This window comes from Haloferax sp. Atlit-6N (genome assembly GCF_003383195.1).
In the GTDB taxonomy this organism is placed as follows: Archaea; Halobacteriota; Halobacteria; order Halobacteriales; family Haloferacaceae; genus Haloferax; species Haloferax gibbonsii.
Window position 1 is genome coordinate 77,967 of the sequence record NZ_QEQJ01000002.1, and the last position, 15,753, is coordinate 93,719.

The following is a 15,753-nucleotide window of genomic DNA, read 5'->3' on the forward strand; positions in this document are numbered from 1 at the left end:
GGGGGTCCCGATGCGATTCTCTCGGACGACCGCCCTCGCACGCGTTTGTCACTCGGCTCGCAACGCGACGAGCCGTCGCGACCCGTCGTCGCCGCCGGATTCGAGTACGAACAGCGCGTCGCCCGCCGGCGTCGGGCCGGTCAGCGCGCCGCCCGCGAGTTCGTATCGCCAGCGCTCGGCCCCGATTCGGGTGTCGTCGAGGCCGACGCCGCCGCCGGCGTCGTAGGCGACGACCCCGCCGTCGTCGCTCGTGTCCGAGACGAAGACGGTGTCGCCCGCACCGGCGGGCGGGGCGAAGAAGTCGTCGCCGGCCGCCCATGAGGGGGAGCCGGTACGCTTGTCGAAGGCGTCGAGACCGGTCCCGTCGGTCGAAAAGACGCGCCGGGGGCCGACGACGACCGAACCGTGCGGCGAGGGCTCCTCGCGGTGCCAGTCTACGGCACCGGCGCGGAGACCGCCCCTGAGTCGGGCGACGCCCGCGCCGAAGAAGCCCGCGAACACGTCGTTCGACTGGGCGACCGCGAGCGACTGCACGCCGCCGGAGTGTTTGGTTCGCCACTTTCCGGTCGGCCCGTGCTCGATGCCCTCGTCGTTGAACGCGACCACTTCGCCCCCCTCCGTGCCGGCGATGACGGTGTCGTACCGGGCCGCGAGGGACCGAACCGGGCCGAAAACCTCGGTCCGCCACTCGACGGTCCCGTCGCTGGCGCGGACGCGGTAGACGTTCCCCGCGGTGTCGGCGGTGTAGAGGTGGTCACGGTCCGGTTCGGGTCGGACGACAGGTGCCCAGACGCTCGACTCGGTCGGCGCGTGCCACGCTTCCTCGCCGTCGTGAGTGAACGCGAGCACGCCGGTTCTGGTCCCGACGTAGCCGACGTAGACGCGCTCCGAGTCGGTCGTCACCGACGAGCGGAAGCCGCTTTGCGGGTCGCTTTCGACCGACCACAGCTCGGTGCCGTCGGTGACCGAAAACGCCCGGAGGCGCTCGCTGGTCGCGAGGTACACCGTCTCGTCGAACACGACCGGACGCGCCAGTTCGAGGCCGTTCACGTCGACGCCCCACGACTCGCTCGGCTTCGACGCCGGACCCGTCGCGCGGGGGTTGTAGCCCGTCCCCTCTGGCGAGAAGTACGGGTGCGGCCAGTCGGCGCGACCGTCGCCCGTAGAGCCCTCGTCGCCGCCGACACAGCCCGTGAGACCGGCGACCGCGCCGGTTCCGAGGGCACCGAGGAACGTTCGTCTGGAAAGGTCCGCGCCGGGTTCCGTCACGACCCCGAACCTCCGGCGTCCGCGGCTGTCCCCGCGGTCGCGTTCGTCCCTGCAGCAGCGGTCGTTCCCGCGGTCGACGCGTCGGGGTCGGCGTCGCCGACGACGGTCAGGCTGAACAGGCCGTCGTCGCGGACGACCGGACAGAACACCCGGCGGTCGGTCGCGGCCAGCGAGTGGCCGACGTTGCGGCCGAGCGAAATCGACCAGCGCTCGCGGTCGCCGAAGAGGCCGCCGCCGCCGGTTCGATCCAGGGCGACCAGTTCACCGTGTCCGGTGCCGACGTAGACCGTGTCGCCGACGACGCTCGCGGCGGAGACGGACTCTCGTGGGTCGTACTTCCATCGCTCTTCGCCGGTCGCGCTGTCGAGCGCCCGGAGCGACCCGCGGGCGGCGTAGAGGCGCTTGCCGTCGAACGCGAGGCGCTTGTGGACGCCGCGGTCGTCCTCCCAGACCACGTCGCCGTTCCGCCGTTCGAGCGCGGCGATTCGGTCCCAGCCCGCGATGTACACCCGCTCGTCGCCGACGACCGGCGCGACGGCCTCGACCGTCTCGGTCGGGGCCTGCCAGTAGGCGCTCCCGTCAGTACCGAGACAGTAGAGCCGCTGTCCCTCGGTGACGACGAACACCGAGTGGAGGTTGACCGCGAGGGGACGCCGGACCGCGCCGAACAGCGACCGCGTCCAGGTGACCTCTCCGGCGTCGATGTCGACCGCGCAGACGCGCTCGTCGTCGAGGCCGAGAAACAGCGTCTCGCGGTCGTTGGAGAACGCCGGCGGCGTCTGCGGACGGCCCGGGAGTTCGATAGTTCGGAACAGCCGACCCGAACGGGCGTGGTAGAGCGCGAGTCGGTTCGGCCCGTGAACCGTCGTTCCGAGCGAGTAGACGACGCCGTCGAGGACGACGGGAGCGGTCCAACTCTCGCCCTGTGCGGCCCACAACTCCTCGCCGGCCGCCGGGTCGATTGCTCGCATCGGGTCGCCGGGCGTGTAGCCCACTCCGTCGGCGACGACGGGCTCGGTGGAGTCCATCCCGAAATCGGGTTCGTACTCGATGGTCGGCTCGGAGATGGGGGTTCCCTCGCGGAGGAACGCGGTGTTGGCGTCGTCGTGGGCGTAGGTCCGCCAGCCGCTTTCGAAGCGGACGCCCTCGGCGGAGTCGTCGTCGGTCTGTTCGTCGCCGCCGAGGCACCCGGCGAGGCCGACGGCCGCACCCGACCCGAGGAGCCGGAGTACGTCGCGGCGACGTGGAGAACCGACGGAAGACGGACTGTGAGCGGCGGACGAAGCGTCGCTGTCGGTCGAGCCCGAGTCGTGGTCGGAGGGCGAACCGGGCGGTATCCTGCGGGAACGCATCTACCACAACTGCACAACACCGTGACAAGTAACTTTTCGCCGGGAGCGGTGGCGAGGGCGCGAAAGTGAGAGGGGGCGAGAGGAACTGGGAGGACGCGTGAGTCGGGCGGAAGGCGAAACACGGGCGAAAAACAGGAACCGGGGCCGAGTCGGCTCAGGCCGCGGGTCTGGTGCGGCGGGCGGCCGAGCGGTCGTGGAGCATGCTGCCGACCGCACCGCCGATAGCGCCGGGGATGCCCGCGAGGGCGATGATGACGACGGCCGCGGCGAACACGGTCAGGCCGAAGAACGCGCCCGCGAACAGGACGTTCATAATCACGAGGCCGATGGCGACGATAATCGCGCCCAGCGTCGTGCCGACGAGGCCGTTGAGCGCACCGTCGGCCATGCCGGTCGTGACGAGGTAGCCGGCGACGAGGCCGCCGATGATGCCCGTGAGGACGTAGCCGACCGTGGGGAGGGTGACGTTCGTGAAGGGGACCGCGAAGCCGCTGAGGATGCCGACGACTACGGTCGCGATGAACCCGTAGGCGATGGCGCGCATGTTGAACTTCATAGCGAATCTAAATACAACGCTTGAGGTAATGAATTATATTCGTCCTCGGGCGGATGATACGGCCGGCGCGAGACTCCTCGGCGACGGAGCGTCCGGTCGGTGCGACGCTCCGCCCGCCGTGTTCGTCGGCGTCGGCGTCCACGTCGAGCGGGCGAAGCACTCGGGGGACGCTATCACGGCCCGCGGACGCCGGCGGTCTCGCGGGAGACCGCGGCGTTTTTGCCCGCTGACCCGGTACGTGGGATAACCGAATGGCCCGATACCACATCGAGACATACGGCTGCACCTCGAACCGCGGCGAGAGCCGCGCCATCGAGAGCGCGCTCCGCGACGCCGGTCACTACCGCGTCGACGGGCCCGAGGAGGCCGATGTCGCCATCATGAACACCTGTACGGTCGTGGAGAAGACGGAGCGGAACATGCTCCGTCGGGCCAAAGAGCTGGAGTCGGAGACGGCGGACCTCATCATCACCGGCTGCATGGCGCTCGCGCAGGGCAACGACTTCCGTGAGGAGGGCATCGACGCCCAGATTCTCCACTGGGACGACGTGCCGACCGCCGTCACCAACGGCGAGTGTCCCACTCCCGGCCCCGGCGTCGAACCTGTCTTGGACGGCGTCGTCGGCATCCTGCCAATCGCCCGCGGCTGTATGTCGAACTGCTCGTACTGCATCACGAAGTTCGCCACCGGCCGGGTCGATTCCCCGTCGGTCGACGAGAACGTCGAGAAGGCGCGGGCGCTCGTCCACGCCGGCGCGAAGGAACTCCGCATCACGGGCCAGGACACCGGCGTCTACGGCTGGGACAAGGGCGACCGGAAGCTCCCCGAGCTACTGGACCGCATCTGCACCGAAATCGACGGCGAGTTCCGCGTCCGCGTCGGCATGGCCAACCCCGGCGGCGTCCACGGCATCCGCGAGGAACTCGCCGGCGTGTTCGCCGAACACGACAAGCTCTACAACTTCATCCACGCGCCGGTGCAGTCCGGCTCCGACGAGGTGCTCGAACACATGCGTCGCCAGCACCGCGTCGACAAGTTCAGAGAAATCGTCGAGACGTTCGACCGGGAGCTTGCGTACTGGACGCTCTCGACCGACTTCATCGTCGGCTACCCGACCGAGACCGACGAGGACCACGAGCGGTCGATGGAGCTGCTCCGCGAGATTCGCCCCGAGAAGGTCAACGTCACGCGCTTTTCGAAGCGCCCCGGTACCGACGCCGCCGACCTGAAGGGCCTCGGCGGGACGCTCAAAAAGGAGCGCTCCAAGGAGATGTCCGAGGCGAAGATGGACATCGTCGCCGCCGCCTACGACGAGATGGTCGGCACGGAGCGCGAGGTGCTCGTCGTCGAGGAGGGCACCGGCGATTCCGTGAAGTGCCGCGACGAGGCCTACCGACAGATAATCGTCCAGAACGCGACCGAACACGGCCTCGAACCCGGCGACTTCGCCCGCGTGAAGGTGACCGCCCACCAGACCGTCTACGCCTTCGCCGAACCGGTCGAGGCACAGCCCGACCCGCGCGAGCCCACCGCTGCCTAAGCGGTCGATTCCCCGCCGACCGCACTCGTTTCTCAGCGCTCGTCGCGCCCCCGAACGCCGTCCTCGCCGACCCGGAGAAACATCCCTTTGGACGCCGGCGCGGTCGGTTCGAACCCCCAGCGCTCGTAGTAGCCGTCCACGTCGGCCAGGAGGTTCACGAACGCCGACGGCGGGGCCTCGCGGTCGAGGTAGTCCACGAGCGCGTCCATCACGCGGGTGCCGAGCCCGCGGCCCTGATGGTCGGGGTGAACCGCCACGTCGACGACCTGAAAGACGGTGCCGCCGTCGCCGACGAGCCGACCCATGCCGACGACGAGCTCGTCCGAGTCGTCGCCGCCACGGGCCACGTCAGCGTCGCCATCGCGGTCACCGCCGTCGAAGACGACGCGCACGCCGAACGTCGTGTTCGGAACGCCGCGCTCGGCGGCCGCGAGCGACCGGGGAGGCATTCCGGCGGCGTCGCGGAGGGCGACGTACGTTTCGGGGTCGGGAAACTCGGGGACGAGGCGGTAGTCGTCGGTCACGATTCGGCCGTCGCGCCGCCCGGTCCTAACGGTTTCTCTCCGCCGAACCCAGCAACAGATTGATAGCGACCCGCGGGGTGACAGCACCCGTGTCCGACGACAGCCCATCGGAGCCCCGAACGTTCGCGAGAGACGCGCTGGAGACGGTCGCTATCGTCGTCGCGGTCGGCGCGGTGCTCTTCGCGGTGAGCGGCGTGTGGCCCCCGATGGTCGCTATCGAGAGCGGGAGCATGCAACCGACCCTCGAACGCGGCGACCTCGTCGTCGTGACCGCGGAGGGTCGCTACGGCGGCCCCGCGGCCGACGACTACGGCGTCGTCACGGCCAACGAGAGCGAGGGCTACGGGCGGCTCGGCGGGCCGGGCGACGTCGTCGTCTACGACGCGCCGTCGCACCCCACGCCCATCATCCACCGCGCCGTCTTCTGGGTCGAGGACGGCGAGAACTGGTACGACCGGGCCAACGAGTCCTACGCGAGCGGTGCGGACTCCTGTGCGGAGCTTCTGAACTGTCCCGCGCCGCACGCCGGCTACGTCACCCGCGGCGACAACAACGACTACTACGACCAAGCGCAGGGTATCGCCTCGCCGGTCCGACCCGACTGGGTGCGGGCGAAAGGCCAGTTCCACGTGCCGCACCTCGGAGCGCTCCGACTGGAAGCGCAGAAACTGTTCTGAACACCCCCCGACGCGTCAGCGACTGTTGCCGCCGTCGGGCGAGAACATGGTGTAGCGGTCCGTCTCGTCGTCTTCCTTCCACTCGCCGAGCTCTCGCGGGTCGATGTGGACGAACACGTCGTCGACCTCGTCGATGTTCCGAATCGCCTGGACGACCCACGTCTCGATGTCGTGGGCCTCCGCGAGCGTCATGTCGCCTTCGACCTCGATGTGGAGGCTCACGTCGATTTCGGGGCCGACGTAGTGGGCGACCACGTCGTGCGCGCCGTAGACGTCGGGGTGCGACAGGGCGGTCTGGACGATGAGCGCCCGGAGATACTCCGGCGGCGCGGCCCCGACGAGGTAGTTCACGTTGTCGCGGACGATTTCGTAGCCGGTGTAGACGATGCCGATGGAGACGACCATGGCGGCCAGCGGGTCCAAGATTGGGTAGCCGAACTGGCCGCCGACCACGCCGACGAGCGCCGCGCCCGCGGTGAGGATGTCGTTTCGGTTGTCGACGCCGGCGGCGACGAGCGCGGGCGAGTTCTGCTCGCGGCCGACCGAGTAGCAGTAGCGGTAGAGGACGTACTTCCCCGCCGCCGCGACGACGAGGACGACGACGCCGAGCATCCCCGCGGACCCGCCGTAGGTTCCGGCGAGGATGCTGGACGTGCTCTGCCAGAGAATCGCCCCGCCGGCGGCGAAGATGCCGACCGCGACGAAAAGCGAGATGAACGGCTCGATGCGCTCGTGGCCGTGGGGGTGTTCCCAGTCCGGCGGCTTCGTCGTCAGGTAGAGGCCGCCGAGGATGATGGTGCTGTAGACCACGTCCGAGAGGCTGTTGACCGCCTCGGACCCGAGGGCCAGACTCCCGGTCGTCCACCACACGCCGCCCTTCCCGAGGACGAGAAGCAGGTTCGCCACGAGGACGACGAATCCGACTCGACGGATGGCCCGCTTTCGCTCCATTACCGTGGCTTTCGGGAGTGGGGTTCAAATGCGCTTCGGGCCGGAGCGGCCTATTAGACGCACTCGACGTGAGTTTTAGAGTCAGTCTAATTCGAAGCGAACCGCGTCGTCGTCGGCGTCGACGACCGCGCCGTCGAGGCCGGCGAACGCCTCGCGAAGTTGGTCGTAGGAGTCGTCGAGGGCCTGCACGAGCACTTTCGTGTCGGAGATGACCGGCATGAAGTTGGTGTCGCCGCTCCACCGCGGGACGACGTGGGTGTGGAGGTGGTCGTCGATGGAGCCGCCGGCGGCCGACCCGCCGAGGTTCTCGCCCGCGTTACAGCCGTCGGGGTCGAAGGCGGCGTCTAACGCGGCGAGCGTCTTCGATTTGAGCCGCGCGTGGTCGAGGAGTTCCGCGTCCGAGAGGGCGGCGAACTCGCCGGTGTGGCGGTACGGGATGACCATGACGTGCCCCGGCGCGTAGGGGTAGTTGTTCAGGAGGACGAACGAGTGCGGGGAGCGAGCGACGATTTTGCTCTCTCTGTCGTCGTCGCGTTCGGGGAGCGCACAGAAGGGACAGCGGTCGTCGTCCGGGTCGTCGGCATCTTGGTCGTCGTCGCGGGCGACCCACTCGATGCGCCACGGGGCGAACAGTTGGTCCATGGCGGCCCAACGGGACCGGACGTGCAAGCCGTTTCGGTCTCGGAGCGGTCGGTGTCGACCTCGATGCGGACCCCGACTTCGTCCGATTACCGCGTGAGGTTCTCGTAGCCGTCTTCGGTGACGATGATGGTGTCTTCGGCCTGTCCGACCAGCGCGCCCTCCTCTTCTTTCAGGACGGGGTAGCCGCGCAGGATGCCCTGCTGTTCGAGCCGGCGGATGGCCATCTCGGAGCGGCCGCCCTCGAACCAGCGACCCGCGAAGGGGAGCAGTTTGTACTTCTCGCGCACCTCGTCGAGCAGTTTGCGCGACATGCGGTCGCGGACCGAGCGGTCGTTGACGAGGCTGTAAATCTCGTTTTTCGAGCCCTCGGTGACCTTGCCGGAGCCGTCGGTGGCGAACGGTTCGATGGCGATTACGTCGCCGACTTCGAGTTCGACGCCGCGCTCTGCGCCGCGGTTCGGGATGGTCGGGTCGGTGTGGGCGTCCCACTGTTCGACGCCGTGGCCCGAGAGGTTGAGGACGGGCGTGTAGCCGTAGCCGCGAATCACGTCCTCGATTTCCGCGCCGATTTTCCCGGTGTGCGCGCCCGCTTCGACCATGTCGAGGGCGGCGTCGAGCGCCTCCTCGGCGGACTCGACGAGTTCGTCGTTGCCCGAGAGGTCGACGGTCACGGCGGAGTCGGCGATGTAGCCGTCGACGTGGACGCCGACGTCGAGACAGACCATGTCCTCGCCGAACACGGTGTCGTCGTCGCGGCCGGGGCTGGCGTGCGAGGCCTCCTCGTTGACGCTGATGTTGACCGGGAAGGCGCAGCCGTCGGCGAGTTCGCGGATGCGACCTTCGGCGTACTCGGCGACTTCGAGGTGGGTGACGCCGGGTTCGACCATCTCGGCCGACTCGTCCAGCACCGTGCGCAGGACCTCCCCTGCCTCTCGATACTTCTCGACCGTCTCGTCGTCGAGGGGTCCGATGCTCATGGCCGCGACTTCGCGGCCGCGCCGGAAAGCGATTGCGGGATGGCCGGCGACTGAGCGCGGGCCGCCGCAGCCGACTCGGATACCGTGCGAGACAAACGCACCCACGTCTATATAGCACAACATTCCGAAACTAGCAACCCTTTCTTAGGCAGGGATGTTCTGAAATAGGAGAGAACGTTTCCAATGAGTGTCCCATCCTTCCACCCCGACGTCGCCGAGCAACACCTTCGAGTCGACATCGACGACTGGGACGACGTGTACGTCGTCGGCGACGTACACGGGTGTCTGCCGGCGCTCGAACGCCTCGTCGACCGGCTCGACCCGTCCGAGGACGACCTCGTCGTCTTCGTCGGCGACCTCGTGCGGAAGGGGCCGGACAGCAAGGGCGTCGTGGACTACGTCCGCGAGCGCGACAACTTCCTGACCGTCCGCGGCAACAACGAGGAGAAACTCATCCGCGGCACGAAGGAGATAGACGCGCTGACCGACGACGACCTCGAGTGGATTTCGAACCTCCCGGTCGCTATCACGTGGGACGGGGCCATCGTCGTCCACGGCGGCATCCACCCCGAAAAGCCGCTCGACGAACACGACGTGGACGCCCTCGAGAACACCCGGGCGATGAACCCCGGCGACAGCTACGACGGCCCGTTCTGGTTCGAGCACTACGAGGGCCCCGAGCGCGTTTTCTTCGGCCACACCGTCATGGCCCACCCCGCCGTCTTCGAGCACGCGATGGGGCTCGACACGGGCGCGGTCTACGGCGGCGCGCTCACCGCCTACGACCTCCGCGCCGACGAACTCGTCGCCGTCGAGTCCGAGGTCACCCACGAGTCCCGCAAGGACTCGAAGATTCTCGAACCGCGCCAGCCCGCGCTGGTCTGAGCCCCGCCGAGTCGGAGGCGGCGAACTAAAGGTCGCCGCCGAACCATCTCCTCTCAGCACATGTCCGACGACGAGGCTCGCGGCGGCGACTCGCAGGCCCGGCAGGACAGTCAGACGACCGCGCCGGTCCGCGTCCGCGAGCGCGGAGACGGCGAGTCCACTCCAGCCGACGCCGACCTCACCGACCCCGCGCTGTACCTCAACCGCGAACTCAGCGAACTCGCCTTCCACGAGCGCGTCCTCCACGAGGCGGTCGACGACCGCAACCCGCTTTTCGAGCGCGTCAAGTTCCTCTCGATTCTCACCTCGAACCTCGACGAGTTCTTCATGAAGCGCGTCGGCGGCCTGAAACAGCAGATGGCCGCCGGCGTGAGCGAACTGTCGCCCGACGGTCGGACGCCGAGCCGACAGTGGTCGCTCGTCCTCGACCGCGCTCGCGACCTGCTTGACCGGCAGTCGGCCTGCTTTCACGACCTCGTCCGGCCCGCGCTCGCCGACGCGGGCATCGAAATCGTCGGCTACGACGACCTCGCGCCCGACGAGCGGGCGGCGCTCCGCGACTACTTCGAGGCGTCGGTCCTGCCGACGCTCACACCCCTGACGTTCGACCCGGCGCACCCGTTCCCATTCATCTCGAACCTCTCGCTGTCGCTCGCGGTCCGAACGACCGAGGGCGACGACGAGCCGACGAAGTTCTCGCGGGTCAAGGTCCCCGGCAACCGCCCGCGACTCGTCAACGTCGACGAGCGCGTCGGCGACGCAAACGAGGCGACCGACGCCGATGCCTCCACCTCCGAATCCGCCGGCTCAGCCGCCCCCGTCAGGTTCGTTCCGCTCGTGGCCGTCATCGAGCGCAACATCGACCTGTTGTTCCCGAACGTCGAGGTCATCGACACCTCCGCGTTCAGGGTGACGCGGAACGCCGAGGTCCGCCGGAACGAGGAGGTCGCCGAGGGCCTCATCGCCACGATAGAGGACGTGCTCCGCCAGCGCCGGTTCGCAACGGTCGTTCGACTGGAAGTCCAGTCGGGCACGCCCGAGGCGGTCCGCGACCTGCTCGCGGAACAGCTCGACGTGGACGACCCCGAGGTGTTCGAGCGCGACCTACCGCTGGACTACGGGGCGCTCACGTCGCTTTTCGACCTCGACCGCCCGGAGCTCGAAGTCGAGCCGTGGACGCCGCAGCCCCACCCGCGGTTCGCCGGGCGCTCCGCCGACGACCCCGAGTCGGTGTTCGCCGAAATCGCCCGGAAGGACGTGCTCGTCCACCACCCGTACCACTCGTTTACGGGCACGGTGGGAACGTTCCTCGCGGCCGCCGCGGCCGACCCGGACGTGCTGGCCATCAAAGCCACCATCTACCGGACCGCGCCGGACTCCGAGGTCATCGAGACGCTCATCGAGGCCGCGAAGAACGGCAAGCAGGTCGCGGTGATGGTCGAACTCAAAGCGCGGTTCGACGAGGAGAACAACCTCCGGTGGGTCCGCCGCCTCGAAGAGGAGGGCATCCACGTCGCCTACGGCACTATCGGGCTGAAGACCCACTCGAAGACGGCGCTCGTCGTCCGCGAGGAGGACGACGAGGTGCGACTGTACTCCCACGTCGCCACCGGGAACTACCACTCCCAGACGGCGAAGCTCTACACCGACCTCGGGCTGTTCACGGCCGACCCCGACATCGGTCACGACCTCGTTCGCCTGTTCAACTTCTTCACCGGCCACTCGCGCCAGGAGACCTACCGGAAACTGCTGGTCGCGCCGACGAGTCTCCGCGAGGAGATGACCCGACTCGTCCGCCGGGAGGCCGACCACGCCCGCGCCGGCCGCGACGCCCGCATCGTCGCCAAGATGAACTCCCTCGAGGACCCCGCGATGGTCCGCGAACTCTACGAGGCGTCGATGGCGGGCGTCGATATCGACCTCGTGGTCCGGGGAATCTGCCGGCTCAGGCCCGGCATCGATGGGCTCTCGGAGAACGTCTCGGTGTCGAGCGTCGTCGGTCGGTTCCTCGAACACTCGCGTATCTTCTACTTCGAAAACGCGGGCGACCCCGACTACTACGTCGGCTCTGCCGACTGGATGACGCGCAATCTCGACCGCCGGGTCGAGGCCGTCGCGCCCGTCGAAGACCCGGAACACCGCGCCGAACTCGACGCCGTCCTCGACGCGCTCCTGTCGGACAACCGCCGGCGCTGGGTGATGGACGCCGACGGTCGGTACCAGCAACTACGCCCGACAGACGACGCACAGGAAGTCGAGGCGCATACTGTCCTGATGAACCGGGCGCTGGCGGAGACCCACCGGTCGAAGAACGGCGACCACGAGTCGTAGCGTGCCCGACACGACTGGCCCGCACGTTTAGTTGGACAGAAGACATATTCTGGTCCACGTTGCAGACGAGTCTATGAACTCTCCTCACCACCGAAGACGTATCCTCCAGCGTACCGGCATCGTTCTCGTCTTCGGAATCGGTCTCGCAGGATGTCTCGCCGACACACCGACTGGTGATGGCTCACCCACCACGACACACCCCGAGACGACCGATGACCAGACGGCAACACCGGAATCCGAGACAGCAGTTCCACTCGCCGAAATTTCAGACGAGGACGCCAAAGCCCGAGCGCTCGCCGCCGAGGAAACCTATCTCGAAAACCGTCTGCAGAACGCCACCTGTCTCCTGAGTTGGGGAACGACACCGACGACGGCGAGCAAAGAAGCGATGGTCGTCGAACGCTCTGCTGACGGCGTCGTCGTCGACGTGACGCATCCGTACTGGTACGGCAAAGAAGGCGAAGAAGCGGACTCGTCCTCGGAGGCGCTCTACCTCGTGACCGAGACGGATGTCGAACGCACCAGCGGTGACGACGTCTCTCCCTGTTGACCCGAACAGCGTACCGCCGAAAAATAGCCGTCGTCAGGCGCTCGGTTGCACCCGCGCGAGCACGTCGCCGCGGTCGAAGTCGCCGCCCTCGGCGACGAGTATCTCCGTGACCGTCCCCGCGGTCGGCGCGGCCACGTCGATGCTCACCTTCTCGACCTGTATCTCGCAGAGCGTCTCGCCCTCGTCGACCGCCGACCCCTCGCGGACGAACCAGTTGGCGAGGTAGCCCTCGGCCACGTCGTCGGCGTCGTCGGGCCACGAATCGGCCGAGTTCACGTCGAGGGCGTCGCTCATCGTCCGCCTCCGTTCCCGTCTCTGCCTCCGTCCCCGTCTGTTTCGGGCGCTCGTCTCATTCGTGGAGTTCGCGGACGGCCGCCGCGATATCGTCGGTGCCGGGGTTGACCTCGTCTTCCAGCGAGCGGGCGTAGGGAATCGGCACGTCGGGGATGGCGAGGCGCTTGACGGCCGAGAGGTCGTTCAGCGCGCCCTCGGCGGCCCGCGCGATGATTTCCCCCGTCACGCCGAACGACTGGTAGTCTTCGTCCACGACGAGGAGTTTCCCGGTCTTGCGGACCGAGTCGAGCACCGTCTCAGTGTCGAGGGGTACGAGCGTCCGGAGGTCGATGACCTCGGCGTCGATGCCGTCGTCGTCGAGCTGTTCCGCGGCCTCCATCGCCCGGTGGACGTGCAGGCCGAGGGTGACCACGGTCACGTCGTCGCCGGGGCGCTTCACGTCGGCCTCGCCGAACGGAATCGTGTAGTCGTCCTTGGGAACCCCGGTCTTCGGGCCCGAGGGCGAGGGCATCCAGCCGAGGCCCATGAGGCGCTTGTGGAACATGTAGACGACCGGGTCGTCGTCGCGGATGGCGCTGTGCATCAGGCCCTTCGCGTCGTAGGCCGTCGAGGGGACGACGACTTTCATCCCCGGCAGGTGGGCGAAGGTCCCGTAGAGCGTCTGGGAGTGCTGGCCGGCGTCGTTGTAAGTTCCGCCGACGGCCGTGGTCAGCACCATCGGGACCGAAAAGGACCCGCCGCTCATGTAGGTGTTCTTCGCCATGTTGTTGTAGATCTGGTCCATGGCGACGCCGAAGAAGTCGACGAACATCAGTTCGGCAATCGGGCGCATGCCGGCCTGTGCGGCCCCGACGGCCGCGCCGAGGTAGGCCGTCTCGCTGATGGGCACGTCCATCACGCGGTCGCGGCCGAACTCGTCCAAGAGGCCGGTCGTACTGGAGAAGATGCCGCCGTAGTCGGCGACGTCCTCGCCCATGTAGAACACCTCCTCGTTCTCGCGCATCTCCCACGCGATGGCTTCCACCATCGCCCTGCTCATGGTCAGTTCGCGGTCCGTCTCGGTCGCTTCCGTGTAGTCTCGTGATTCGGTCGCCATCAGTTGTCACCTCCCGTCTCGCCGGCGTCGTCCGGCGCGTCTGTCGCGCTCCCGCCGTCCGTCGCCGCCTGCGCCGGCGGGTTCGTAAACACGTTCTCGTACGCCTCCTCCGGGGCCGGTTCGGGCTGCTCTTTGGCCCACGAAATCGCCTCCTCGACCCGCTCGTGGGCGCGCTCTCGAATCTCGTCGAGTTCGTCGTCGGTCACGCCGTGCGAGCGGAGGTCCTCGGCGAGTCGCTCGATGGAGTCGCGCTGCTTCGCGCGGTCGATGTCGGCCTCCGGTCGATAGGCTTCGGCGTCGCCCATGAAGTGGCCCATCCGGCGGTGGACCTGTACCTCGATGAGCGTCGGCCCGTTGCCGTCGCGGGCGCGCATCACGGCCTCGCCCGCGGCCTCGTAGACCGCCGTGGCGTCGTCGGAGTCGATTCGGACGCCGGGCAGGTCGAAGCCGGCGGCGCGCTGTGCGCCGTTCTGCACGTCGGTCACGCGGTCTTTCGGCATGCTGATGGCCCAGTCGTTGTCCTCGACGACGAAGACGACCGGGAGGTCGTGGACCGCCGCGAGGTTCAGCGATTCGAGGAAGCCGCCCTGGTCGATAGCGCCCTCCCCGAGGAAGGCGACGGCCACGGCGTCGGTGTTCCGCTTTTTCGCCGCCATCGCCGCGCCGACCGCCGGCGGACAGCCCTGCGCGATGATGCCCGAACACGCGAAGTTCACGTCGGGGTCGAACAGGTGCATGTGCCCGCCCTTCCCGCGGCAGAGCCCCGTCTTCCGGCCGAAAATCTCGGCGGTCATGCGCTTGAGGTCGACGCCCTTCGCGATGGCGATGTGGTGCGGTCGGTGCGGCGCGGTCACCGTGTCGTCGTCACGGAGGTGCATGCAGACGCCCGCTCCGGACGCCTCGTGGCCGGCCGCGAGGTGGAGTTCGCCGGGAATCGGCCCCGCCGAGATGTCGAACGCCGGCTGCTTGCCGACGAGGTACTCGTCCACCAGTCGCTCCTCGTAGTGCCGAGCGGTCACCATCTGCTCGTACATCGTCTGTAGGTCGGTAACACTCACCATAGTTGGCGTGCGGGTGTACTCCCGAGTATCTATTAACATTAATTGTGTAAGTCATGACCATCAGAACGAACGGACTGCGGATTCACGCGAAGCGACGGGTCGAGACAGGTCTAAGCCCGGTTCGAGCGTATCGTCTCGTATGAACGACACGACGACGAACCTCGTCTCGATACCCGTCGGCGACGCGGTGCTGGAGGGCGACCTCCGCGTTCCGTCCGGGGCGTCGGGGCTCGTGGTGTTCGCCCACGGCAGCGGCAGCAGTCGGAAGAGCCCGCGGAACAACTTCGTCGCCGAGGTCATCCGCGACCGCGGGCTCGGGACGCTCCTTTTCGACCTGCTCACGGAGGCGGAAGACGAGACGTACGAGACGCGGTTCGACATCCCGCTTCTGACCGAGCGACTGCTCGGCGCGACCGAGTGGCTCCGCGGCCGCGACGACGTCGCGGCCCTCGACTACGGCTACTTCGGGTCGAGCACCGGCGCGGCGGCGGCGGTCCTCGCGGCGGCCGACCTCGGCGACGACGCCGGCGCGGTCGTCTCTCGCGGCGGGCGCGTCGACCTCGCGGAGTCGCGGCTCGGCGACGTGACGGCACCGACGCTGTTCGTCGTCGGCGGTGCCGACGAGCCGGTTTTGAGCCTGAACCGCGACGCGTTCGCCCGACTGGACTGCGAGAAGTCGTTGGAAGTCGTCGCCGGCGCGGGCCACCTGTTCGAGGGGCCGGGCGAACTGGACGAGGTGGCCGACCTCGCCGCCGACTGGTTCGAGAGCCACCTCGGCTGAGGGCGTCGCCTGCGGTCGCCGGCGACCGCGGAGCGGGGGGTCGGGACGGTCAGCGCGAGAACTTGCGGTCCTTCGCGGGGTCTTCGACGACGACCCACCAGCGGACGTCCTCCTTCGGGTGGCGGCGCTCGACGTGTTCGTCGAGTCGCCCCCGGAGTCGAAACCGCGGCCGCAGCGGTTGCAGCGGTGGCGTCTGTTGGTCGTGGGTACGGATACGCCGTAGATGATACTCGACATACATGGGTGGACGCTTCCGACGCGACCGA

Annotated in this window: 17 protein-coding genes; 6 read left to right on the top strand and 11 right to left on the bottom strand. The window is 68.2% G+C overall.

Annotated elements, in window-relative coordinates:
* Positions 1 to 48: 48 nt before the first annotated feature.
* The 3 genes from DEQ92_RS09470 to DEQ92_RS09480 form a co-directional block, all read right to left on the bottom strand.
* Complete coding sequence (locus DEQ92_RS09470) at positions 49 to 1,269, bottom strand: PQQ-binding-like beta-propeller repeat protein (RefSeq protein ID WP_115820705.1); 1,221 nt, start codon at positions 1,267 to 1,269, stop codon at positions 49 to 51.
* On the bottom strand, positions 1,266 to 2,621 hold the full coding sequence (locus DEQ92_RS09475) for a PQQ-like beta-propeller repeat protein (RefSeq protein ID WP_115820706.1): 1,356 nt from the start codon (positions 2,619 to 2,621) through the stop codon (positions 1,266 to 1,268). Before DEQ92_RS09475 ends, DEQ92_RS09470 begins: the two co-directional genes overlap by 4 nt.
* 154 nt (positions 2,622 to 2,775) lie before the next feature.
* Complete coding sequence (locus DEQ92_RS09480) at positions 2,776 to 3,177, bottom strand: DUF5518 domain-containing protein (RefSeq protein ID WP_004974825.1); 402 nt, start codon at positions 3,175 to 3,177, stop codon at positions 2,776 to 2,778.
* A 251-nt stretch (positions 3,178 to 3,428) separates the two neighbouring features.
* Between DEQ92_RS09480 and DEQ92_RS09485 the strand changes: the two genes are divergently transcribed.
* Positions 3,429 to 4,718, top strand: a complete 1,290-nt coding sequence (locus tag DEQ92_RS09485; protein WP_008095208.1) for a tRNA (N(6)-L-threonylcarbamoyladenosine(37)-C(2))-methylthiotransferase — start codon at positions 3,429 to 3,431, stop codon at positions 4,716 to 4,718.
* Positions 4,719 to 4,750: 32 nt separating this feature from the next.
* On the opposite strand, the gene DEQ92_RS09490 is transcribed toward DEQ92_RS09485, so the two are convergent.
* Positions 4,751 to 5,242 carry a GNAT family N-acetyltransferase gene (locus DEQ92_RS09490; protein WP_049967770.1) on the bottom strand — a complete coding sequence of 164 codons (492 nt, stop codon included), beginning with the start codon at positions 5,240 to 5,242 and terminating at the stop codon, positions 4,751 to 4,753.
* 89 nt (positions 5,243 to 5,331) lie between these two features.
* On the opposite strand from DEQ92_RS09490, the gene DEQ92_RS09495 reads away from it, so the two are divergent.
* On the top strand, positions 5,332 to 5,919 hold the full coding sequence (locus tag DEQ92_RS09495) for a S26 family signal peptidase (RefSeq protein ID WP_115820707.1): 588 nt from the start codon (positions 5,332 to 5,334) through the stop codon (positions 5,917 to 5,919).
* A gap of 15 nt (positions 5,920 to 5,934) precedes the next feature.
* Here DEQ92_RS09495 and DEQ92_RS09500 read toward each other — a convergent pair whose 3' ends face one another.
* From DEQ92_RS09500 to map, 3 genes are all read right to left on the bottom strand, one after another.
* The gene (locus tag DEQ92_RS09500; protein ID WP_004974833.1) at positions 5,935 to 6,870 is read right to left on the bottom strand and encodes a cation diffusion facilitator family transporter; all 936 of its coding nucleotides are present in this window, start codon (positions 6,868 to 6,870) and stop codon (positions 5,935 to 5,937) included.
* A gap of 81 nt (positions 6,871 to 6,951) precedes the next feature.
* Positions 6,952 to 7,512 (bottom strand): HIT domain-containing protein, encoded by a 561-nt coding sequence (locus DEQ92_RS09505; RefSeq protein WP_004974834.1) that lies wholly within the window; start codon positions 7,510 to 7,512, stop codon positions 6,952 to 6,954.
* Between the two features lie 86 nt (positions 7,513 to 7,598).
* Complete coding sequence (gene map, locus DEQ92_RS09510; protein ID WP_050459695.1) at positions 7,599 to 8,489, bottom strand: type II methionyl aminopeptidase; 891 nt, start codon at positions 8,487 to 8,489, stop codon at positions 7,599 to 7,601.
* 183 nt (positions 8,490 to 8,672) lie between these two features.
* Here map and DEQ92_RS09515 point away from each other — a divergent pair, with 183 nt between their 5' ends.
* The 3 genes from DEQ92_RS09515 to DEQ92_RS09525 all read left to right on the top strand — a co-directional run bounded on the left by DEQ92_RS09515 (position 8,673) and on the right by DEQ92_RS09525 (position 12,255).
* Positions 8,673 to 9,374: a metallophosphoesterase family protein gene (locus DEQ92_RS09515; protein WP_004974838.1), complete on the top strand. Its 702-nt coding sequence runs from the start codon at positions 8,673 to 8,675 to the stop codon at positions 9,372 to 9,374.
* Positions 9,375 to 9,434: 60 nt separating this feature from the next.
* Entirely contained in the window at positions 9,435 to 11,705 is a 2,271-nt protein-coding gene (ppk1, locus tag DEQ92_RS09520; protein ID WP_115805051.1) for a polyphosphate kinase 1, read from the top strand.
* 73 nt (positions 11,706 to 11,778) lie between these two features.
* A complete protein-coding gene (locus DEQ92_RS09525; RefSeq protein WP_115820708.1) occupies positions 11,779 to 12,255 on the top strand; it encodes a hypothetical protein in 477 nt (158 codons plus the stop codon).
* Between the two features lie 33 nt (positions 12,256 to 12,288).
* Here DEQ92_RS09525 and DEQ92_RS09530 read toward each other — a convergent pair whose 3' ends face one another.
* The 3 genes from DEQ92_RS09530 to DEQ92_RS09540 are packed head-to-tail and all read right to left on the bottom strand — an operon-like array spanning position 12,289 to position 14,679.
* The gene (locus tag DEQ92_RS09530; RefSeq protein ID WP_115805052.1) at positions 12,289 to 12,549 is read right to left on the bottom strand and encodes a lipoyl domain-containing protein; all 261 of its coding nucleotides are present in this window, start codon (positions 12,547 to 12,549) and stop codon (positions 12,289 to 12,291) included.
* Between the two features lie 55 nt (positions 12,550 to 12,604).
* Complete coding sequence (locus DEQ92_RS09535; RefSeq protein WP_115805053.1) at positions 12,605 to 13,645, bottom strand: alpha-ketoacid dehydrogenase subunit beta; 1,041 nt, start codon at positions 13,643 to 13,645, stop codon at positions 12,605 to 12,607.
* On the bottom strand, positions 13,645 to 14,679 hold the full coding sequence (locus DEQ92_RS09540) for a thiamine pyrophosphate-dependent dehydrogenase E1 component subunit alpha (protein ID WP_004974850.1): 1,035 nt from the start codon (positions 14,677 to 14,679) through the stop codon (positions 13,645 to 13,647). Before DEQ92_RS09540 ends, DEQ92_RS09535 begins: the two co-directional genes overlap by 1 nt.
* A gap of 166 nt (positions 14,680 to 14,845) precedes the next feature.
* On the opposite strand from DEQ92_RS09540, the gene DEQ92_RS09545 reads away from it, so the two are divergent.
* Positions 14,846 to 15,487, top strand: a complete 642-nt coding sequence (locus tag DEQ92_RS09545; protein ID WP_004974852.1) for a dienelactone hydrolase family protein — start codon at positions 14,846 to 14,848, stop codon at positions 15,485 to 15,487.
* 49 nt (positions 15,488 to 15,536) lie between these two features.
* On the opposite strand, the gene DEQ92_RS09550 is transcribed toward DEQ92_RS09545, so the two are convergent.
* Positions 15,537 to 15,728, bottom strand: a complete 192-nt coding sequence (locus DEQ92_RS09550; protein WP_004974854.1) for a hypothetical protein — start codon at positions 15,726 to 15,728, stop codon at positions 15,537 to 15,539.
* Positions 15,729 to 15,753: the final 25 nt, after the last annotated feature.

Coding starts and splice junctions, on each gene's coding strand:
- DEQ92_RS09480 (WP_004974825.1), bottom strand. CDS start 3,177: ATGAAGTTCAACATGCGCGCCATCGCCTACGGGTTCATCGCGACCGTA.
- DEQ92_RS09525 (WP_115820708.1), top strand. CDS start 11,779: ATGAACTCTCCTCACCACCGAAGACGTATCCTCCAGCGTACCGGCATC.
- DEQ92_RS09545 (WP_004974852.1), top strand. CDS start 14,846: ATGAACGACACGACGACGAACCTCGTCTCGATACCCGTCGGCGACGCG.
- ppk1 (WP_115805051.1), top strand. CDS start 9,435: ATGTCCGACGACGAGGCTCGCGGCGGCGACTCGCAGGCCCGGCAGGAC.
- DEQ92_RS09515 (WP_004974838.1), top strand. CDS start 8,673: ATGAGTGTCCCATCCTTCCACCCCGACGTCGCCGAGCAACACCTTCGA.
- DEQ92_RS09550 (WP_004974854.1), bottom strand. CDS start 15,728: ATGTATGTCGAGTATCATCTACGGCGTATCCGTACCCACGACCAACAG.
- DEQ92_RS09540 (WP_004974850.1), bottom strand. CDS start 14,679: ATGTACGAGCAGATGGTGACCGCTCGGCACTACGAGGAGCGACTGGTG.
- DEQ92_RS09500 (WP_004974833.1), bottom strand. CDS start 6,870: ATGGAGCGAAAGCGGGCCATCCGTCGAGTCGGATTCGTCGTCCTCGTG.
- DEQ92_RS09485 (WP_008095208.1), top strand. CDS start 3,429: ATGGCCCGATACCACATCGAGACATACGGCTGCACCTCGAACCGCGGC.
- DEQ92_RS09535 (WP_115805053.1), bottom strand. CDS start 13,645: ATGGCGACCGAATCACGAGACTACACGGAAGCGACCGAGACGGACCGC.
- map (WP_050459695.1), bottom strand. CDS start 8,489: ATGAGCATCGGACCCCTCGACGACGAGACGGTCGAGAAGTATCGAGAG.
- DEQ92_RS09475 (WP_115820706.1), bottom strand. CDS start 2,621: ATGCGTTCCCGCAGGATACCGCCCGGTTCGCCCTCCGACCACGACTCG.
- DEQ92_RS09505 (WP_004974834.1), bottom strand. CDS start 7,512: ATGGACCAACTGTTCGCCCCGTGGCGCATCGAGTGGGTCGCCCGCGAC.
- DEQ92_RS09530 (WP_115805052.1), bottom strand. CDS start 12,549: ATGAGCGACGCCCTCGACGTGAACTCGGCCGATTCGTGGCCCGACGAC.